The organism is Streptomyces sp. HNM0575 (assembly GCF_012726265.1).
Taxonomy (GTDB): domain Bacteria; phylum Actinomycetota; class Actinomycetes; order Streptomycetales; family Streptomycetaceae; genus Streptomyces.
Map to the genome: position 1 here is coordinate 388,654 of NZ_JAASAG010000005.1, position 17,907 is coordinate 406,560.

Annotated in this window: 16 protein-coding genes; 4 read left to right on the forward strand and 12 right to left on the reverse strand. The window is 71.2% G+C overall.

Annotation, left to right across the window (positions count from 1 at the left end):
* Positions 1–80: 80 nt before the first annotated feature.
* Positions 81–1,052 carry a teichoic acid biosynthesis protein C gene (locus HCC61_RS15265; RefSeq protein ID WP_169135980.1) on the reverse strand — a complete coding sequence of 324 codons (972 nt, stop codon included), beginning with the start codon at positions 1,050–1,052 and terminating at the stop codon, positions 81–83.
* Between the two features lie 270 nt (positions 1,053–1,322).
* On the opposite strand from HCC61_RS15265, the gene HCC61_RS15270 reads away from it, so the two are divergent.
* On the forward strand, positions 1,323–1,589 hold the full coding sequence (locus HCC61_RS15270; RefSeq protein ID WP_169135981.1) for a GlsB/YeaQ/YmgE family stress response membrane protein: 267 nt from the start codon (positions 1,323–1,325) through the stop codon (positions 1,587–1,589).
* A gap of 51 nt (positions 1,590–1,640) precedes the next feature.
* Here HCC61_RS15270 and HCC61_RS15275 read toward each other — a convergent pair whose 3' ends face one another.
* Positions 1,641–3,065: an APC family permease gene (locus HCC61_RS15275; RefSeq protein ID WP_169135982.1), complete on the reverse strand. Its 1,425-nt coding sequence runs from the start codon at positions 3,063–3,065 to the stop codon at positions 1,641–1,643.
* Positions 3,066–3,078: 13 nt separating this feature from the next.
* A complete protein-coding gene (locus HCC61_RS15280) occupies positions 3,079–3,870 on the reverse strand; it encodes a carbon-nitrogen hydrolase family protein (protein ID WP_169135983.1) in 792 nt (263 codons plus the stop codon).
* Positions 3,871–4,070: 200 nt separating this feature from the next.
* On the opposite strand from HCC61_RS15280, the gene HCC61_RS15285 reads away from it, so the two are divergent.
* Positions 4,071–4,865 carry an FCD domain-containing protein gene (locus tag HCC61_RS15285; RefSeq protein ID WP_169135984.1) on the forward strand — a complete coding sequence of 265 codons (795 nt, stop codon included), beginning with the start codon at positions 4,071–4,073 and terminating at the stop codon, positions 4,863–4,865.
* A 56-nt stretch (positions 4,866–4,921) separates the two neighbouring features.
* Here the strand turns inward: HCC61_RS15285 and HCC61_RS15290 are convergent, their stop codons facing one another.
* The gene (locus HCC61_RS15290; RefSeq protein ID WP_346777209.1) at positions 4,922–5,827 is read right to left on the reverse strand and encodes an endonuclease/exonuclease/phosphatase family protein; all 906 of its coding nucleotides are present in this window, start codon (positions 5,825–5,827) and stop codon (positions 4,922–4,924) included.
* 397 nt (positions 5,828–6,224) lie between these two features.
* Here HCC61_RS15290 and HCC61_RS15295 point away from each other — a divergent pair, with 397 nt between their 5' ends.
* Positions 6,225–7,526, forward strand: a complete 1,302-nt coding sequence (locus HCC61_RS15295) for a phospholipase D-like domain-containing protein (protein ID WP_169135985.1) — start codon at positions 6,225–6,227, stop codon at positions 7,524–7,526.
* Positions 7,527–7,530: 4 nt separating this feature from the next.
* Here HCC61_RS15295 and HCC61_RS15300 read toward each other — a convergent pair whose 3' ends face one another.
* The 6 genes from HCC61_RS15300 to HCC61_RS15325 all read right to left on the reverse strand — a co-directional run bounded on the left by HCC61_RS15300 (position 7,531) and on the right by HCC61_RS15325 (position 14,536).
* Entirely contained in the window at positions 7,531–8,190 is a 660-nt protein-coding gene (locus HCC61_RS15300) for an ABC transporter permease subunit (protein ID WP_169135986.1), read from the reverse strand.
* A gap of 1 nt (position 8,191) precedes the next feature.
* Positions 8,192–9,295, reverse strand: a complete 1,104-nt coding sequence (locus tag HCC61_RS15305; protein ID WP_346777210.1) for a methionine ABC transporter ATP-binding protein — start codon at positions 9,293–9,295, stop codon at positions 8,192–8,194.
* Complete coding sequence (locus HCC61_RS15310) at positions 9,292–10,254, reverse strand: MetQ/NlpA family ABC transporter substrate-binding protein (protein ID WP_169135987.1); 963 nt, start codon at positions 10,252–10,254, stop codon at positions 9,292–9,294. The genes HCC61_RS15305 and HCC61_RS15310 overlap by 4 nt, the downstream gene beginning before the upstream one ends.
* 120 nt (positions 10,255–10,374) lie before the next feature.
* Complete coding sequence (locus HCC61_RS15315; RefSeq protein WP_346777211.1) at positions 10,375–11,472, reverse strand: homoserine O-acetyltransferase; 1,098 nt, start codon at positions 11,470–11,472, stop codon at positions 10,375–10,377.
* A gap of 266 nt (positions 11,473–11,738) precedes the next feature.
* Complete coding sequence (locus HCC61_RS15320) at positions 11,739–13,109, reverse strand: bifunctional o-acetylhomoserine/o-acetylserine sulfhydrylase (protein WP_169135988.1); 1,371 nt, start codon at positions 13,107–13,109, stop codon at positions 11,739–11,741.
* An 812-nt stretch (positions 13,110–13,921) separates the two neighbouring features.
* Entirely contained in the window at positions 13,922–14,536 is a 615-nt protein-coding gene (locus HCC61_RS15325) for a TetR/AcrR family transcriptional regulator (protein ID WP_169135989.1), read from the reverse strand.
* Between the two features lie 49 nt (positions 14,537–14,585).
* On the opposite strand from HCC61_RS15325, the gene HCC61_RS15330 reads away from it, so the two are divergent.
* Entirely contained in the window at positions 14,586–15,521 is a 936-nt protein-coding gene (locus HCC61_RS15330; RefSeq protein WP_169135990.1) for an NADP-dependent oxidoreductase, read from the forward strand.
* A 194-nt stretch (positions 15,522–15,715) separates the two neighbouring features.
* Here the strand turns inward: HCC61_RS15330 and HCC61_RS15335 are convergent, their stop codons facing one another.
* Positions 15,716–16,885, reverse strand: a complete 1,170-nt coding sequence (locus HCC61_RS15335) for an iron-containing alcohol dehydrogenase (RefSeq protein WP_169135991.1) — start codon at positions 16,883–16,885, stop codon at positions 15,716–15,718.
* Positions 16,886–16,913: 28 nt separating this feature from the next.
* Entirely contained in the window at positions 16,914–17,849 is a 936-nt protein-coding gene (locus HCC61_RS15340) for an NAD(P)-dependent oxidoreductase (RefSeq protein ID WP_169135992.1), read from the reverse strand.
* Between the last annotated feature and the right edge of the window lie 58 nt (positions 17,850–17,907).

Below are 17,907 nucleotides of genomic sequence, written 5' to 3' on the forward strand. Positions count from 1 at the left end.
GCGGTCCCGCACGCCCACGGCGCGACGGCGTCCGCGGTGCCCGGAGGTCGGTCGTCCGTGCACCGCGACACCGTCGCTCCTCAGACGAGGACGTTCTTGTGGAAGACGTTGGCGTACCGGTCGATGTCGCCGACGCTGGTGCGGGAGGCGAAGCCGAAGCACAGCCTGACCTCCCCGCCGGACGTCCTGGTCACCGCCATGCCCTCCGGCTCCCGGTAGACCAGTGACTTGCCCGCCTTGGTGAGGAAGCGCTCGACGGCCTTGCCGGTGTTCAAGTCGGTGGCCGTCACGAACGAGTCGATGTCGGCCGGGTCGGAGTGGCCCTCGCCGTCCAGCGTGTAGAGGTAGCTGCCGAAGACGGCGTACCCCTGGAACGTCACCGAGCCGTCGCCCAGCACGGGCTGGGTGATCTTCGCCAACTCGTCGGTGAACGTGCCGTTCTCGACGTCCATGCTGGAGAAGTCGTAGAGCCGGTAGGTGAACTCGCCCGCTTCCTTGCGGCGGATCAGGATGCGCTTGTTGACCGGGTCGGTGGCGCAGGTGATCGTCTTGCTGCCGGTGAAGAACTTCCTCACCCCGGACGGAGCCTTGCCGTCGGCGAACTTGAAGCGGGCCAGCGCCGTGCCGCGCCCGCCGTCGTCATCCGCGTCGGAGTCGCACTCGACCCAGACGAAGGTGTCCGAGCCGTTCGGTTCCGCGCCGATCGAGACTCCGTGCCCGGCGTTGTCGATGTGCATCCTGCCGGTGACCCTGCCGGACTCGTCGAGACGGTTGATGCACAGGTCGTCGCCCGAACTGCCGTCGCGTACCTGGGCGATGAACAGATGCCGGTTCTCGGTGTCGAACGCCATGCCCTGCATCGCGTGGTGCTTCTCGTGGAGCAGGACCTTGCGGAGGACGTCGTACGAGGGCTTGGACAGGTCGAAGCGCTTCGATGCCGGCACGGCGGCGGAAGCCGTGCCGACGGTCAGCGCTCCGGCCCCTGCGGCGGCGAGAGCGGTCGCGCCTCCCGCCTTGAGCAGACCGCGCCGTGAGAGCTTCCATCCGGGCATCGCAGTCCCCTTCTCGTCGTGGGTGGCCAGGGCGACGCCAGATCGTCGCGCACTCACCGCGAGTTGCGGGAGCGGGTGCCGGAATCCTGCGGAGATGTCGTGACGTAAAACATCCGCGGCCGGACGGGACGGAGCGGCCGGGCCGTCCTCACGTGATCAAGGCCGGGACCGGGTCGCAGGCAACCGAACCCGGCGTAGTCCCGTCCTCGCAGATGGGGGAGGCTGTACGGCACCCCCCCGAGAAGACACCCGAGAGGACGGAGAAGAGTCATGGGCTTCATCAGCTGGATCATCCTGGGCCTGATCGCGGGGGCGATAGCCAAGGTGCTTCTTCCCGGACGGGACCCGGGCGGCCTGATCGTCACGACGCTCATCGGCGTCGCCGGCGCGTTCCTCGGCGGCTGGCTCTCCGCCACCGTCCTCGACCGCCCCGTGGACAAGCAGTTCTTCGACCTCGCCACCTGGGTCGCCGCCATCGCCGGATCGCTGGTTCTGCTGATCGGCTATCGCATCTTCGCGGGAAACTCCCGGCGGTGACCTCACCTGCGGCCGTCGCGCCTGCGGCCGTGTCATCTGCGGACGTCTCGTCTACGGCTTGCCCGGGCCGCGGACCAGACCGGCGACGAAGGCCGCGAACGGAACGACCGCCAGGAAGACGCTGATACCGGTGCTGCCGCCGGTCACCAGCGTGAAGTTGCTCAGCACGAGCCACAGGCCCGTCAGCAGGCCGAACACGGCCAGGACCGGTGCGATTCTGGTCTGCCACAGCTTGCCCGGGGCGAGCTGCGGGTTGCGGACGAAGAACGTCACCACCGCGACCGAGGTTGTGAGCATGAGCAGCACCATGCCGACCGTCGCCACTCCCGCCAGCGAGCCGAAGACACCGACCAGCGGGTCGAGTTGCCCCAGCGCGCACACCGCGATGAGCAGCACGGCGGTCACCGTCTGGGCGAGGGACGAGACGTACGGGGAGCGGTGCCGCTCGTGCACCCGGCCGGCCGCGGCGGGCATCAGCCCCTTGCCGGCGAGGGTGAAGGTGTAGCGCGCGATGACGTTGTGGAAGGAGAGCACGCACGCGAACAGGCTGGTGAGCAGGAGCAGTTGCATCAGGTCCCGCAGCGTCGTCCCTACATAGGTCCGGGCGATGTCCATGAGCATGTTGCCGTCGCCGTCCAGGGTGTGCCGGGCCACGGTCGTGGCGTCGTCCACGCCCGCGGCCAGGACCAGGGCCCAGCAGGAGACGGTGTAGAAGACCCCGATGATGACCACGGCGAGATAAGTGGCCCTGGGAATGGTCCGCTCGGGCACGCGTGCCTCGTCGCGGAAGACGGCGGTCGCCTCGAAGCCGATGAACCCGGTGAGGGCGAACAGCACCGCGATGCCCAGCGGTCCGGAGAAGACCGCGTGCGGCGTGAAGGACTCGACGTTGACTCCGTGTGCGCCGCCGCGTGCGAAGACCGCGGCGTCGACGGCGACCATGACGCCGATCTCCAGGACGAGCGCCACGCCGAGGACCTTGGAGCTCAGGTCGATGTGCCGGTATCCGAGGAAGGCCACCAGCCCGGCGACCGCGAGCGCGGACGCCCACCAGGGGATGTGCGGGCCGCCGAACGACCGCACGGTGGAGTCCACCGCCCAGCCCAAGTACCCGTAGACGCCGACCTGGACGGCGGTGTAGGCGACGAGCGCGACACCGGCCGTGCCCACGCCCACGCGGTCGCCCAGCCCGCGGGTGGCGTAGGCGTAGAAGGCGCCCGCCTCCGGGACGTGCGGTGTCATGGTGACGAAGCCGACCGCGAAGACCAGCAGGATCAGCGACGCGAGGGCGAAGCCGACGGGGGCGCCCGCGCCGGGTCCGTTGCCGACGGCGAGCGGGACGTTGCCGCCGATGACCGTCAGGGGCGCGGCCGCCGCGATCACCATGAACACGATGGAGCCCGTGCCGAGGCGTCCGGTGAGGCCGGTGGGCGATATGGACCCGGTGGAGCCGGATCGGGAGAGATCGGACGCCATGAGGAACCCTTTCCTACGAGGGAGGCGGGGGAGCGGACGCGTACAACGCCGGGCGCCGGTCGCGCAGATAGGGGTTGCGCGCGCGGGCCGTCCTGACGGTCTCGGGGTCCACGACGGCGGTGAGCAGCCGGTTTCCATGGAGGGCCTCGGCGAGCACCGTCGCCGAGGGATCCACGATCGAGCTGCGGCCGACGTAGGTGAGCGTCCGTTCCGTCCCGTCGTGATTGATGTACGCGAGGTAGACCTGGTTCTCCCAGGCCCGTACGGCGAGAAGCCGTTCGGCGACGAACTCGAAGGGCTCCATCTGGGCCGTGGGCACTACCACCAGATCTGCTCCTGCCAGCGCGGCGGCCCTTACGGTCTCGGGGAACTCCACGTCGTAGCAGATGAGTAAGGCGATACGGAGGCCGCCGTAGTCGACGATCGACGTCAGGCGGTCGCCCGCGGTGAAGTACCTGCGGTCGAGTTCGCCGAAGAGGTGGCTCTTGCGGTGCCCGGCGATCACCGTGCCCGTCCGGTCGATGAAGTGGGCGCTGTTGTAGCAGGCGCCCGAGTCGGACTCCGGGGCGCCGAGGACGATCGCGATGCCGTGCTCGCGGGCGATGCGCCGCACCGGTGTGAGCAGGTCGGTGCGTGCCAGCTCCAGCACGGCGTCCCCGATGTCGTACCCGGTGATGAACAGCTCAGGAGTGATGAGGAGTTCGGCGCCGTCCTCGCGCGCGGCCCGGCAGGCCGCGTCGAGCTCCCGCAGGTTGGCGTCGACGTCACCGGGGGTCCCGGAGGTCTGAAGTCCGGCGATCTTCATGGGGGCGCTGCCTTCTCTGGTTCCGGGCCGGAACCGTCCAGGGCGGTCGTGCGGTTGCGGCCACATGGAAACATGCTCATTTTGATAAAGTATATGGTGTCCGAGGTCTCGATCACATAACGCCGGAGAACGGGAGAAGCGGTGCTGCGCCCTCACGACACAGTGGTGACCGGCCGCGCCGCGGTCCCTAGGCTGACTCGATGACCGAACGGGACGATTCCGCCGTGCCGTCAGTGCTGACGGGCGGGGCGGTCGGGGCCATCCGCCGGACCAGCGCCGTGGACACGGTCCGGGTGCGCATCTCCTTGGCGGTGGACCTCGGGCTGCTGGCCCCGGGCGAGCGGCTGCCCAATCCGCGCGAGACGGCCGCCGCTCTCGGCGTCGGCGAGATCACCGTCAGGCGGGCCTTCAGCTCCCTGGAACGGGAAGGCGTCGTGCGCCGTGCGCCGGGACGGACCGGCGGCACGTTCGTGTCCGACGAGCCTCGCCGCGGCACCGTGGCGGAGGTGACCGCCTACCACGAGGACAGCGAGCGCGTGCACCGCCTCATCGAGGAGCGGACCGTGCTGGAGACGGGACTGGCCCACCTCGCCGCGCAGCGCGCGACACCGGAGGCGCTCGCGGCCATGGACTCCTGCACCGCGGAGATGGACGAGGCCGGGACCTGGGCCGAATTCCACGCGGCGGACGAGCGGTTCCACTTCACCCTCGCGAACTGCGCGGGGACGACCGCTGCATTGGGCATGTACCGACGGGTGGTGAAGGAGCTGTACTCCTACTTCCTCCCGTATCCCATGGATTACCTGCGCAAGAGCAACGACGAGCACAAGCACATCCGCGCGGCCCTCGGCGCGCGCGACGCGTCCCTCGCCGCCGACCTGGCCTGCGCACACGTGACGGAACTGCACCGGAGCATGTACGTCGGTCTCGCCGGGCACGGGCACGGGCAGCGGGACGGACGGGGCGGCCCGCGCGGGACGGAGGCGGGCGAGTGATCAGAGCCTCGTCGGGTGCCCGGCGCGGGCGCCTGCCGTCGCACTGAGGCGTTCCTTCAACGCGGCGTTATCCGGGCCGCGATCGGGAGATGGTCGCTGCCGGTCGGGGGCAGGGCGCGGATCCGGCGGACCGTCGCCGAGCGGGCCATGACCTGGTCGATCCGGGCCAGCGGGAGTGACGCGGGGAAGCTGAAGGCGAAGCCGCGCTCCGCCACGTTCATGCGGGAGGTCAGCGGGCCGAGCCCCCTGTCGTCGACCGTGCCGTTGAGGTCGCCCAGCAGGATCGCCGTCCTGCGTTTCTCGGCGGCGAGGGCCCGGCCGAGCAGACCGGCGCTCTCATCGCGCCACGAGGATTCCAGGCCGCTCGCCCGGAGGCGGACCGAGGGCAGATGCGCGACGTACGCCGCGATCTCGCCCTGCGGTGCACGGACCACGGTCCGCAGCCCGCGGCGCCAGTCCTTCGGGACTCCCCGGGGCCTGATGTCCACGGGCCGCGTGTCGCTCAGGGGATGCTTCGACCAGAGCCCGACGCTTCCCCTGACCACGTGGTGCGGGTAGTCCGATGCCAGGGCCTTCTCGTAGGCAGGCAGCGCCCGGGGCACCAGCTCCTCCAGCCCGATGAGATCGGGCCCGGCACCGGCCAGTGTCCGGGCCGTACCCGCCGGATCGGCGTTCTCGTCACTGACGTTGTGCTGCACCACGGTCAAGTCGTGCGCGCCGGGCTTCACACCGGGCAGTAGCAGCCCCCCGAAGAGACACGTCCAGGCGGCCGCCGGCAGGAGCAGCGCGATCAGCGCGGTGACCGAGCGGCGCAGCAGCGCAAGGCCGAGCAGCACCACGGCCACCAGGCCCAGCCATGGCAGGAAGGCTTCCAGCAAACTGCCCAGGTGTCCCACGGAGTTGGGCACGGCCCGGTGAAACGTCAGCAACGCCGCCGTCACCACCGCGAACGCGGCGAGCACCCGCCCCCGCTTCCGGGCCGGCCGGCCCGTTGAGCTCTCGCGCGGCGCCCACCGCCATCGGCGCCGGAGGACCGTCCGCACCGCCGGCTCTGCCTGACCGCGCCTGCTCCACCACGACTCCCCTTCCATCTCGCCCAGGACGAGTCGCGAAGCGGATCCGGTTCCGCCGGCAAGTGCCAGGTCACGGTTCGGATCGTCCTGCAACCTTTCGAAGGCCTCACATGTCGCAAGTTGGTACATGAGTCAGCCAACTCGACGTCACGGGGGTTTCCTTGATGTTCTGCTTCAACTCGCCATATTTCCGGCCTTGCGCGCCGCGGCCCTGCGGCCCGGCGGCGGCCCGGCTCTTCACGGTCGACAGCCTCGTCAACGTCGACAGCTCGGTGAGAGGCCGTCGATGAAGCGGGCGATCACGTTGATCATCGCGCTGGTCGTCGCCATGCTGCCCCTGACGTCCGCGCAGGCCGCGGTCAAGAAGGCCAAGGCGCCGCTCAGTTGCGAGTCCCGGACGTTCACCTCCAGCGCGGGTCCGCGCTTCAACGACCCGGAGGACCCCGCCGCCCAGATGAAGATCATGGGCCCGATCATCGAGTCGATCGACAGCGCCGGGTGCGGGCAGACCATACGGGTCGCCATGTACTCGATCAGCAGCGCACGGCCGGGCCCGGAGTTCGCCGACGCCCTGATAGCCGCACACCGGCGCGGCGTCATCGTCAAGGCGCTGATGGACGCCCACAGCGACAACGCGATCTGGCAGTCGATGGTTGCCGAGCTGGGCAACGACCCGCGGGCCTCCAGCTTCGCCGCGCTGTGCCCGGGCGGCTGCCTGACCCACTTCAGCGGCTCTTCCCTGCACGCGAAGTACTACATGTTCAGCGGAGGGCTGGATGCGAACCGGACAGTGACCGTCAGCAGCGCCAATCCCACCTCGGCCCAGGCGGGTACCGCGTGGAACAGCAGCGCCACCGTCAAGGGCAACGTCGCCCTGTACAACTCCTACCTCCGCTACTTCACCGCCATGGCGAAGGGAGCGCTGGGCGGCCCGGGCCCGCTGGCGCCCGACTACTACTCCACCGGCGGCAAGGCCGCCAGGGCGCTGTCCCCGCCCTCGTACCAGTGGCCCAAGGCCCGCAGCAGAAGCGACACTTGGGTCGACTTCCTGAACAACGTCAAGGCGCCGGCCACCGTGAACATCGCCATGTTCGAGTGGACCTCTCACGGGAAGCCGGGCGACCGGAACTATCTCGAACTGCCGAAGAAGCTGGTGAGCCTGGCACGGACCGGCGTCAAGATCCACATTCTGATCACCGCCGGCCAGGTCGACGACAGCGTGCAGAGCTACCTGAGGAACCGGCCGGGCATCGACGTGCACGACACCAGCCGCGGCACCGACGCGAACGGCAACGCGCTGCACTACACGCACAACAAGTACATGACGGTCAGCGGTGGTTACGCGGGTGCGGCCGATTCCAGGATCGTGTTCGTGGGTTCCTCGAACTGGACGAGCAACGGCGTCTGGCACAACGACGAGACGGACCTGAAGCTGGTCGGCAGGTCCAGCTACGACACGTTCATGACGGACTGGCGGAACCAGTACGAGCGTTGCTGCGGGACCGCGGGGCGGCAGTCGGTCGCCGAGGACCGCGCGGAGAACGCGGCACCGGAGATCCCGGTCGATCCGAGGCAGGCGAAGGAGTAGGCGCTCAGCGTCGCAGTGCGCGGCGCGCGAGCCAGTTGCCGAGGAACTGGCCGGCCTGCACGATCACGACGATGGTCGCGACGGTGATGTAGACGACGGGCCAGTTGTAGCGCTGGGAGCCGTAAGTGATGGCGAAGTCGCCCAGGCCGCCGCCGCCGAACAGGCCGGCCTGGGCGGACATGTCGACCACGGCGACGAAGATGAAGGTGTAGCCGAGGATGATCGGGCCGAGGGCCTCGGGGATCAGGACGGTGATCAGGATGCCGGCCCGCCGGGCTCCGGCCGCGCGGGCGGCCTCGATGACCCCGGGATCGACGGTGAGCAGGCTCTGTTCGACGATGCGGCTGACGGCGAACGCGGCTGCGAGCGACAGGGCGAAGGTGACCGCGTCGGTCCCGATCGTGGTGCCGATGGTGTGCAGCATGAGCGGCTGGATGGCGGTCAGGAAGATGACGAAGGGCACCGGACGGACCACGTTGACAAGGACGTTGACCACGACGAACACCGCGCGGTTGCCCAGCAGGTTCCCCGGCCTGGTCGCGTACAGCACCAGTCCGAGCCCGAGCCCGAGCACGCCCCCCGCCGCGAGGGAGACGAGCACGATGTAGAACGTCTGCCGGATCGCCTCCCGGTAGACCGGCAGGTTGGTGATGAACTCGTCCACGTCAGGGGTTCTCCTCGATCAGGTCGACGCCCTCGGCGCGCAGCGCGCCGAGGGCCGCGTCGACGGCGGCCGGCTCGCCGGCGAGTTCGAAGGTGAGGCTTCCGACCGGCCGTTCCTGCACTTCGCCGATGCCGCCGAAGATGATCTCGGCGGCGACCTCGTGATCCGCGAACACGCGGGCGACCTCGGTCTGGAGCCCGGCGCGGTCCTGGATCCGGATCGAGACGATCCGGCCGGTGTGCTTGCGGCGCAGCCGTGCCAGCGTGGCCTCGGAGGGGCGTTCGCGCAGCGTGGTGCCGATCAGGCGCGCTGTCTCCTCCGCCTGCGGGCGGGCGAACACGTCGTAGACACTGCCCTGTTCGACGATGCGCCCGCCGTGGAGCACGGCGACCCGGTCCGCGACGGCGCGGATCACGTCCAGCTCATGGGTGATGATCACGATGGTGACGCCCAGTTTCCGGTTGGCGCGGCGCAGGACCGCCAGCACCTCGCCGGTCGTCTGCGGATCGAGCGCGCTGGTCGCCTCGTCCACCAGCAGCAGCGCGGGCTCGGTGGCAAGCGCGCGGGCGATGCCCACGCGCTGCTTCTGCCCTCCCGACAGCTGCTCGGGGTGGTCGTGCGCGCGGTCGAGCAGGCCGACGAAGTCCAGCAGCGCGGCGACCCTGCGGTCCCGCTCCGCCCGGTCGACCCCGGCGACCTTGAGCGGATAGGCGACGTTTCCCGCGACCGTGCGGGACCGGAAGAGGTTGAACTGCTGGAAGACCATGCCGATGTCGCGCCGCACCTTCCGGCGGCTCCGCTCGTCCAGCGCCGTGAGGTCGTGGTCGCCCACGCGCACCGTGCCGGACGTCGGGGACTCCAGGCCGTTGATGAGCCGTACCAGGGTGCTCTTGCCCGCCCCGGACTGCCCGATGATGCCGAAGACCTCTCCTCGCCGGATGTCCACGTCGACGTCGTCGAGGGCGGTGAACGGCGTGCCGCGCCTGCCTTTGCCGGGGAAGGCCTTGTGCACGTGCTCCAAGCGCACATGTGTCTGCGCCTGCTCCTGTGCCTGCCCGCCGGACGACTCGCTCCCGGTCGCCAACTCCTCTTCCGCCACGGTCACTTCTTCGCCGCCTCGGCCTGCTTCTCGACGGTCGCGAGCTCGGAACGCAACTTCCCGGGGGACTGCTCGCCGAAGACCGCGGTGCCGCTGTTGGCCTTCTGCACGCCCTTGCGCACCGACGGATCCCGGTAGAGCGCGGCGAGCTTGCGGTACGTTGGGTTGTCCTTGTCGCCGGGCCGGGAGGCGAAGACGTTCACGTACGGCGCGGCGACGGCGCTCTTGGGGTCGTCCTGGAAGATCGCGTCCGACTTCGACAGCTTGGCGCTGGTCGCGAAGTTGTTGTTCACGATCGAGGCGGCGACCGAGCCGCTCTGTACCGCCCCGGCGGTCTGCGACGCGTCCAGGGTCACCACGTCGACCTTGTGCGTCTTGATGTCCGACGTGCCGGAGAACGTCGTACCGCCATCCTTGAGCGTGAGCAGCTTCGCCGCCTGGAGCACGAGGAGGCCCCGCGCCTCGTTGACGGCGTCGTTGGGAATCGCCACCTTCGCCCCGTCCGGCAGCGCCGACAGCGACTTGTACTTCAGCGAGTACAGCGGCAGCGGGTAGACAGCCGTCGCGCCGACCGGCTGAAGGTTCTCGTGCGCCGTGACGTTGTAGTTCGCCAGGTACTGGATGTGCTGGAACTGGTTCAGGTCCAGGCGCTTCTCCGCCAGGGCCGGATTGGGCTGGCTGTAGTCGGTGAAGTTGACGTACTTCACGTTCACGCCCAGCTTCTTCTTCGCCAGCGCGGCGAACGTCTTCCAGTACGGCTGCGATCCGTCGGTGACACCGATGCTCACCGTCCTGGATTTCGCCCCGCCGCCGAGGGAGAGGGCCAGCGCGACGGCAAGCCCCGCGATCAGTACCACTGCGACGGACGCCGACCATGCGATGCGGCGGCGGTTCCACCGGCGGGGCGGCAACTGCGGTTCATTCGACGGCTCATCCGCTGTCGACGACTCGGACGACTCGGACATGACAGGACCTCCAGTGCGGTGTGTGGTCGAGGGCGCTCGGGCCGGCTCTCCGGCCGCCGATCGCCCCGTTCGGCTCGTTCGGTCGTTCGGCTGGTTGGGTCGTTGGGCTGGTTCGGTCGTTCAGCTCAGCAACTCCCGTACCAGCGCGCCGACTTGCTCGGTCTCGACGAGGAACCCGTCGTGGCCGCAAGGGGATTCGATGACCCGGACCCGGTCCGCGCCGGCGATGCCGGCGGCCAACTCCGCCTGCTGGGCGAGCGGGTAGAGCCGGTCGGAGTCCACCCCCGCGACGAGTGCCGGGACGTTGATGCGCCGCAGCGCCGAGGCTGTGCCGCCGCGGTCGCGGCCGACGTCGTGCCGGTTCATCGCTTCGCTCAGCCGTACGTAGCTGGCCGCGTCGAACCGCCGCACCAGCTTGTCGGCGTGGTGGTCGAGATAGGACTGCACGCGGTAACGGGGCCCCTTGCCCGGCTCTTCGTCCTCCTCCTGCTCCAACCGTCCGAAGCGCGCCTGGAGTTCGGGTTCGGCGCGGTAGGTGAGATGGGCGATGCGGCGGGCGACGCCCAGGCCGCGGTGCGGCCCGCGTCCGGGTCCCGCGTCGTGGTAGTCGCCGCCGCGCCACCCGGCGTCCGCGCGGATCGCCTCGATCTGCGCGGACGACCAGGCGATCTGGTCCGCGGACGCGGCCGCCGGGCAGGCGAGCAGCAACAGGGCGCCCACCCGGGCCGGTTGGGCCGCCGCCCACTCCAGCGCCCGCATCCCGCCCATGGACCCGCCGACGACGGCCGCCCAGCGCTCCACGCCGAGCGCGTCGGCGAGCAGCGCCTCGGCCGCCACCTGGTCGCGCTGCGTCAGAGACGGAAAGGCGCTGCCCCAGGGGCGGTTGCCGCCCGGTGCCGGCGAGGCCGGGCCCGTACTGCCCTGGCAGCCGCCGAGCACGTTGGGCGCGACGACGAACCACCGGTCGGTGTCCAGCGCCCGCCCCGGCCCGATCAGCCCGTCCCACCAGCCGGGGGTCGGGTGCCCCGGGCCCTCCGGCCCTGCGGCGTGGCTGTCGCCGGTCAGCGCGTGCAGTACCAGCACGGCGTTGGAGGCGTCGGGCGCGAGACGGCCCCATGTCTCGTACGCCAGCCGCACGGTGGGGAGTCGACCGCCCGATTCGAGGGGCAACGGGTGCTGCGTGCCGGTGACGAGGTCCGCCCAGCGGCGCCTGCCCACCGGGTCTCCCTCCCGCCAGGCGCCCGTGGCGGGAGGGAGGCGTGGGCTCGGCGTACGGGCGGGGCGCGGCGTTCGCTCGGGACCCGGCGTACGCGTGGGGCCCGGCAGGCGCGGCACGACGGCCCCGCCGTCCCCGCTCTCCTCGCCCGTGGTGCCCGCAGAGCCCGCGGTGCCCGCAGTGCCACCGGTGCCCGTCGTACCCGCACCAGTCGTGCCGCCCCCGGCGCCCGCCACGAGACCGTCGGGCCCACCGCGCTTCGCGCCGCTCAGGAGGCGGCGCCCTTCGCCGCACGGAAGCCGCTCTCCAGGTCGGCCTTCAGATCGTCGATGTGCTCCAGTCCGGCCGAGAGCCTGACCAGGCCGGGATGCGTACCGGTCGCGGCCAGTTGTGCCTCGTCCAGCTGGCTGTGGGTGGTCGAGGCGGGGTGAATGATCAGGCTGCGGACGTCGCCGATGTTGGCGAGGTGGCTGAAGAGGCCGACGGCGTCGACGAAGCGCTTGCCCGCCTCCACGCCGTCCCGCAGCTCGAAGGAGACCACCGCGCCCGCGCCGCGCGGCAGATAGCGGCGGGCCGCCTCGTACCAGCGGTTGGACGGCAGCCCCGGGTAGTGCACGGCGGAGACCTCGTCCCGCTGTTCCAGCCACTCGGCGAGTTCCTGCGCGTTGGACGAGTGCCGCTCGATGCGCAGGCTGAGCGTCTCGACGCCCTGGAGCAGCAGGAACGCGGAGTGGGGCGCGATCGCGGGCCCCAGGTCGCGCAGGAGCTGGACGCGCAGCTTCACGGCGAACGCGCTGGGTCCCAGGTCCGGCCAGTAGCGCAGGCCGTGGTAGCTGGGGTCGGGGGAGTGGAAGTCGGGGAAGCGCTCGGCGTGTTCGCCGAAGTCGAAGGTTCCGCCGTCCACCACGACGCCGCCGATGGTGGTGCCGTGTCCGCCCAGGAACTTCGTGGCGGAGTGCACGACGATGTCCGCGCCGTGCTCAAGAGGCCGCAGGAGATAGGGAGTCGGCACCGTGTTGTCGACGATCAGCGGCAGCCCGGCCTCGTGGGCGGCGTCGGCCACGGCGCGCACGTCGAGGACGTTGCCGCGCGGATTGCCGAGCGTCTCCGCGAACAGCGCCTTGGTCTCCGGCCTGATGGCCGCCCGCCACGCCTCGATGTCGTCGGGGTCGTCGACGAAGGACACCTCGATGCCGAACTTGGGGAGGGTGTGCCGGAAGAGGTTGTACGTGCCGCCGTACAGCGAGGTGCTGGAGACGATGTGGCTGCCCGAGCCCGCCAGCGTCAGGATCGCCAGGGTCTCGGCCGCCTGCCCCGAGGCGAGCGCGACCGCCGCAACTCCCCCTTCCAGCGCGGCGATCCGCTGTTCGAAGACGTCCTGCGTGGGGTTGTGGATCCGGGTGTAGATGTTGCCCGGCTCGGCCAGCGAGAACAGGTCGGCCGCATGCCGGGTGTCCCGGAACGCGTACGACGTCGTCTGGTAGATCGGCACCGCCCGCGCCCCCGTGGTCGGGTCGGGCTCGGCTCCCGCGTGGATCTGCCGGGTCTCGAAGGACCAGTTGGCCCCCTCCTCGGGCTGCTGGGCGGGTTCGGCGGTGTGCCCGCCGGTGATGGAGTCGACGGGCTGCTGCTCACTCATGTCTTTCCCTCGTGGATGTGGACGTGGACGGGTGGGTGGACGTGGACGGGTACGCGGACGGGTGGGTCGGTGGATTCCGGAAGGATCCGGGATGTTCCGGTCGATGTCGGGCAGCGGCTGTGCGCAGTGCGGTCGCGGGAGTTCGCGGTGGCCGAGCGGGGACGAAGTGCCGAGGTCGCCCGAGGAGGAGGCGCCGACGACGCGGGACCGGGACGGCGTTGCGGCGAGGACGTTGCGGCGAAGACGTTCCGGCGAAGAGGCCGGGGAGCCTCAGGGCGGCGGCTCGGAACCGCCGTGCCACCGGCCGCGCCCCTGCTCGTACCGCGTCCGGAGCCGTCAGCGAGCTGGGGCCCGTAGGCCGCTGCGCTCGCCCCGTGGGGGAGGGCTCCCGCGCACTGGACCGACTGTCGGCGTACGAAGGCGGAAGCGGGGAATCGAGGGTGCCGTCGGCCGGGCCACGCCGTGTCGCCCGCGCCGCCTGGAAGAGCCGGTGGCGCCGGGGATCTCAGCTACATCGAGTGGCGGCGACGCAGGGTCGATCCGCGGCACATCGCGACGTGAATGCATCGGACTCGCGCATGACCTCGAAATTAGTGACGCCCCACTGACCGGTCAACGGCCGCCCCGGGCCCCGGCCGGCATTGCAACAGGGGCTTCGCAGCAGCGCAATTCGGGGTTACGCGGAGGTCATGCGCGGACGGAAGACGGGGCCTCAGCGGCAACGGCCGCGACCGCGGCGGGACATGGGGCTCGCCGCGGACCCGGCTGTGACGTCCGGTGAGGTCGGTGACGCACCTGCCGTGGCGAGTGCTTCACACACGCATCGGCAGCCGGGCGGCAGGGGGCAGTGGGGCCGCGCCGGGGTTCGCCCGGAACGAATCGATGATCAGTGCTGCGAGCCGACGCGTCGCCGCGGCCTGTGCCGCCGGGGAGCCCGCGCGGACGCCATGGCTCGCCTGCACGGCGAGGACGACGTCCTCCAGTACGACGTCCGCCCGCAGTTCGCCGCTCGCCTTTGCACGCCGGATCAGTTCGAGCAGCCCGCGCACCGTCCGGTCGCGATCGGCGGTGAACTCGGCGCTGCGGGAGAGCTGCGCGATGACGGCCCGGACCCGCGGGTCGCCGCCGTACGCAGTCACGAGCCTTTCGACCGCCAGGGACAGCCCCTGCCACGGGTCACTCGCCGTGAGCCCCTCCTCGACGACCGTCGAGCACAGGGACATCTCCTCGCCGAAGGCGGCGGTGAACAGCGCCTGCTTGGTGGGGAACCGCCGGTAGACGGTGGCGGGGCCGACCTCGGCGAGCCTGGCGATCTCCCGTACCGGCACGGAGAGTCCACCGGTGGTGAAGGCCAGCCGGGCCGCCGCCAGGATGCGTTCGCGGTTGTCGCCCGCGTCCGAACGCAACCGACTCACTTCGCTCGTCACGCTCTCACTTTAGCCAGGCCGCCCGTCCGGCCCGCCTACGTTCGGCGCCATGAGAACAGTCCAGTACGCCGAGTACGGCCCGCCCGGTGTCCTCCGCATCGTCGAGGAGCCGGAACCGCACGCGGGCCCGGGAGAGATCCGCATCGCCGTACGCGCATCGAGCGTGTCACCGGGGGAGGTGCGCAGCCGGTCCGGAGCGATGCGGGAGGTGCTGCCGGCGGTCTTCCCCGTCCGGACCGGCTACGACGCCGCGGGCGTGGTCGACGAGTTGGGCGAGGGCGTGACCGGTACGCGGGTCGGGGACGAGGTCTTCGGCGCGACCGCGATGACCGCCCGCGGCTCCAACGCCGACCACGTCAACCTCGCCATGTGGGCCCGGAGACCGGCCGGGTGGACGTGGGAGGAGGCGGCGGGGGCGACGGGTGCCGTCGAGACGTCCTTCCGCGTCCTGGACCGGCTCGCGGTGGGCGCCGGGCACACCGTGCTGGTGCACGGCGCGGCGGGCGGTACCGGCAGCGTCGCCGTGCAGCTCGCGGCCGCGCGCGGCGCGACCGTGCTGGGCACCGCGAGCGAGCACAACCACGGCTTCCTGCGTTCCCTCGGCGCGGAGCCGACGACGTACGGGCCGGGGCTGGCCGAGCGGATCCGCGCACTCGCGCCGTCGGGTGTGGACGCGGTCTTCGACTGTGCCGGGGGCGTGCTGCCCGACCTGGTCGCCATCGCCGGCGACCCGGCCCGCGTGGTGACGGTCGCGGACATCACCGCCGCCGCCCACGGCGTGCACATGTCCCATACGGCGCCGGGCGCTTCCGTGGGTCCTCCCGATCCGCCCGCGGCACACGGCCTGGCGATCGCGGTCGAACTGGCCGAGCAGGGTCGGCTGCGCATCCCCGTCGCGGGGGCATTCCCACTGGCCGAGGTCGCTGCCGCCCACGCGCTGAGCGAAGGCGGCCACGCCCGCGGCAAGATCGTGCTGCTGCACTGATCCGCGCTGCACTGACCCGCGCTGACTCTCCGTACGCCGGCAGCGGATCGGCGTTCCGCGCGAGGTGATCGTGCTCCGGCGTCTGCCCGAACCGCGCATCGGCGTTCCACCCGAGGTGATCGTGTTCCGGCGTTCCGTCCGCCGCTGCGCGGAGCGGCGGGCGGACTCAACGGCGACTGCTTCACCGGCGGCCGTCAGTACGCCGAGCGCAGCAGTTCGAGGACCTGGGGCTCGGTCGGCTGCCGTGGGGCGTTGCGCGTGACGGGGTCTGTCACCGCGCCCGCGGCGACAGACGGCAGCAGCTGCCGGGTCGTGCGCAACTCACGCAGCGGCCTCTTGACGTCGACCGCGCCGGAGATCTCGCGCACGGCCCCTATCGCGGCCCGCGCCCAGTCGCCGTCGGAGGGCGGATCCAGGCGCAGCGCCCTTGCCGTCGTCTCGTACGCGCCGGCGGCGTCCGGAGCGCTGAACTCCATGACCTCCTCCAGCACGGCCGCCAGCGCGACACCGTGCGGGGTGCCGGTGTGGGCGGTGAGCGCGTGGCCGATGCCGTGGACCAGGCCGAGGCCGGAGAGCGTGAGGGCCTGTCCGGCGAGATGTGCGCCCATCATCAACTCGGCGCGTGCGTCGAGGTCGGAGCCGTCGCGGTACGCGGCGGGCAGCGCCCGGCCGACCATGGCGACGGCCTGTGTCGCATGCGCGGCGGAGACCGGGCTCGCCCCGCGCGAGGCGAGCGACTCGATGGCGTGCACCAGCGCGTCGATGCCGGTGGCCGCGGTGACGTGCGCGGGCAACCCCAGCGTCAGCTCGGGGTCCAGCAGCGCGACCCCGGGCTTGACCGACGCGTGCCCGAGATAGACCTTGCGGCAGGCCGCGGTGTCCTCGATGACGCCGAACCCGTTGGTCTCCGCTCCGGTGCCGGAGGTGGTGGGGACGGCGACGAGCGGGAGACCGTCGGCGGCCTCCCACAGCGCGTCGGCGTCGGCGGCCCGGGCGTCCGGGTTGCCGACGAGCAGCGCGATGCCCTTCGCCGCGTCGAGCACGGAGCCGCCGCCCAGGGCGACGACCGCGGCGCGCCCGAAGCGCCGGGCCCGTGCCGCGCCCGCGTCGACGTCGCCGGTGGACGGGTTGGGCGAGATCTCGTCGTGGACGGCGTACTCCATGCCGGCGACGTTCAGCACCTTCAGCAGCCGGTCGACGACGCCCGCGGTTCGCAGCCCGCGGTCGGTGACGACGAAGGCGCGCGGATGACCGGTGGCGGCGATCAGCTCCGGCAGCCGGCCGAGGCGGCCGGGGCCGAACTCGATGCGGCAGGTCGGCTCGATGCTCAGCGGCGCGAGGCTGTCGCGCTCGGGGAATGTCATGGAGGGCTCCTGGCGCTGAGGGTGAGGTTCAGGCGGTGAGGGCCGCGTCGCCGAAAGCGGTCGCCGGGCCGGGAAGGCGGAACTCGCGTCCGGCGAGCGCCTCGTAGAGCCGTACCGGGCTCATCTCGCCCGCCAGATCGCCGTGTTCGGCCTTGGAGCGGCGGTAGATCTGCTCGACCAGCGCGGAGAGCTCGGTGGCGACGCCGAGGTCACGCCCGACGTCGACGGCGAGACCCAGGTCCTTGCACGCCAGCGCCATCGCGAACGAGTCGTCGTAATCGCCGTCCGCCAGCACGGACATGATGTCGTTCTCCAGGAAGTGCGACGCGGCCGGGCTGGCCAGCAGCGAGCCGCGCAGCACACCGAGGTCCACACCCGCTTTGGCGCCCATCGCCAGCACCTCGGACGTGACCACGAGATGGCTGAACCACAGCAGATTGATCATCAACTTGACGGTGTAGCCGGTGCCGGGCGGGCCCACGTGCAGGACCTTCTCCGGATCGCCCATCGCCTCGAACACGGCCAGCGACGCACGGAAGTCGTCGTCCGTGCCGCCGGCGAATATCTGGAGTGTCCCGGCGTCCGCGCCGCGCGCCATGCCGCTCACGGGCGCGTCGAGCCTGCGCACCCCGCGGGCGTCCAGGACCTCGGCCGCCACGCGCTCGGCGGCAGCCGGAGTCGACGTCGACATATCGGTCCACAGGGCGCCGGGTGTCAGGGCTGAGGCCGCTCCGCCGTGCAGCAGCACCTCCTCCACGACCCGCGGACCGGGCAGCATGGTGATCAGCATTTCGGTGCCTTGGGCGCAGGCGGCGGGCGTCGCGGCCCAGCGGGCGCCCAGCGCCAGATGCTCGGCGGCGGCCTCAGGCCTGGAGTCGTGCACGGTGACCAGGTGTCCCGCGCGGATCAGATGGCGGGCCATGTGGCGACCCATGTTGCCCAGGCCGATGAAACCGATCCTCATCGTTGTCCTCGCAGCGGTGAGAGGTGAACGGGGGAGAAGTGCGGGAAGGAAGCGGGAG

Bases quoted from the DNA above. Each gene is read 5' to 3' on its own strand.
- HCC61_RS15265 (WP_169135980.1), bottom strand. From the start codon at position 1,052: ATGCCCGGATGGAAGCTCTCACGGCGCGGTCTGCTCAAGGCGGGAGGC.
- HCC61_RS15270 (WP_169135981.1), top strand. From the start codon at position 1,323: ATGGGCTTCATCAGCTGGATCATCCTGGGCCTGATCGCGGGGGCGATA.
- HCC61_RS15275 (WP_169135982.1), bottom strand. From the start codon at position 3,065: ATGGCGTCCGATCTCTCCCGATCCGGCTCCACCGGGTCCATATCGCCC.
- HCC61_RS15280 (WP_169135983.1), bottom strand. From the start codon at position 3,870: ATGAAGATCGCCGGACTTCAGACCTCCGGGACCCCCGGTGACGTCGAC.
- HCC61_RS15285 (WP_169135984.1), top strand. From the start codon at position 4,071: ATGACCGAACGGGACGATTCCGCCGTGCCGTCAGTGCTGACGGGCGGG.
- HCC61_RS15295 (WP_169135985.1), top strand. From the start codon at position 6,225: ATGAAGCGGGCGATCACGTTGATCATCGCGCTGGTCGTCGCCATGCTG.
- HCC61_RS15310 (WP_169135987.1), bottom strand. From the start codon at position 10,254: ATGTCCGAGTCGTCCGAGTCGTCGACAGCGGATGAGCCGTCGAATGAA.
- HCC61_RS15320 (WP_169135988.1), bottom strand. From the start codon at position 13,109: ATGAGTGAGCAGCAGCCCGTCGACTCCATCACCGGCGGGCACACCGCC.
- HCC61_RS15330 (WP_169135990.1), top strand. From the start codon at position 14,586: ATGAGAACAGTCCAGTACGCCGAGTACGGCCCGCCCGGTGTCCTCCGC.
- HCC61_RS15335 (WP_169135991.1), bottom strand. From the start codon at position 16,885: ATGACATTCCCCGAGCGCGACAGCCTCGCGCCGCTGAGCATCGAGCCG.
- HCC61_RS15340 (WP_169135992.1), bottom strand. From the start codon at position 17,849: ATGAGGATCGGTTTCATCGGCCTGGGCAACATGGGTCGCCACATGGCC.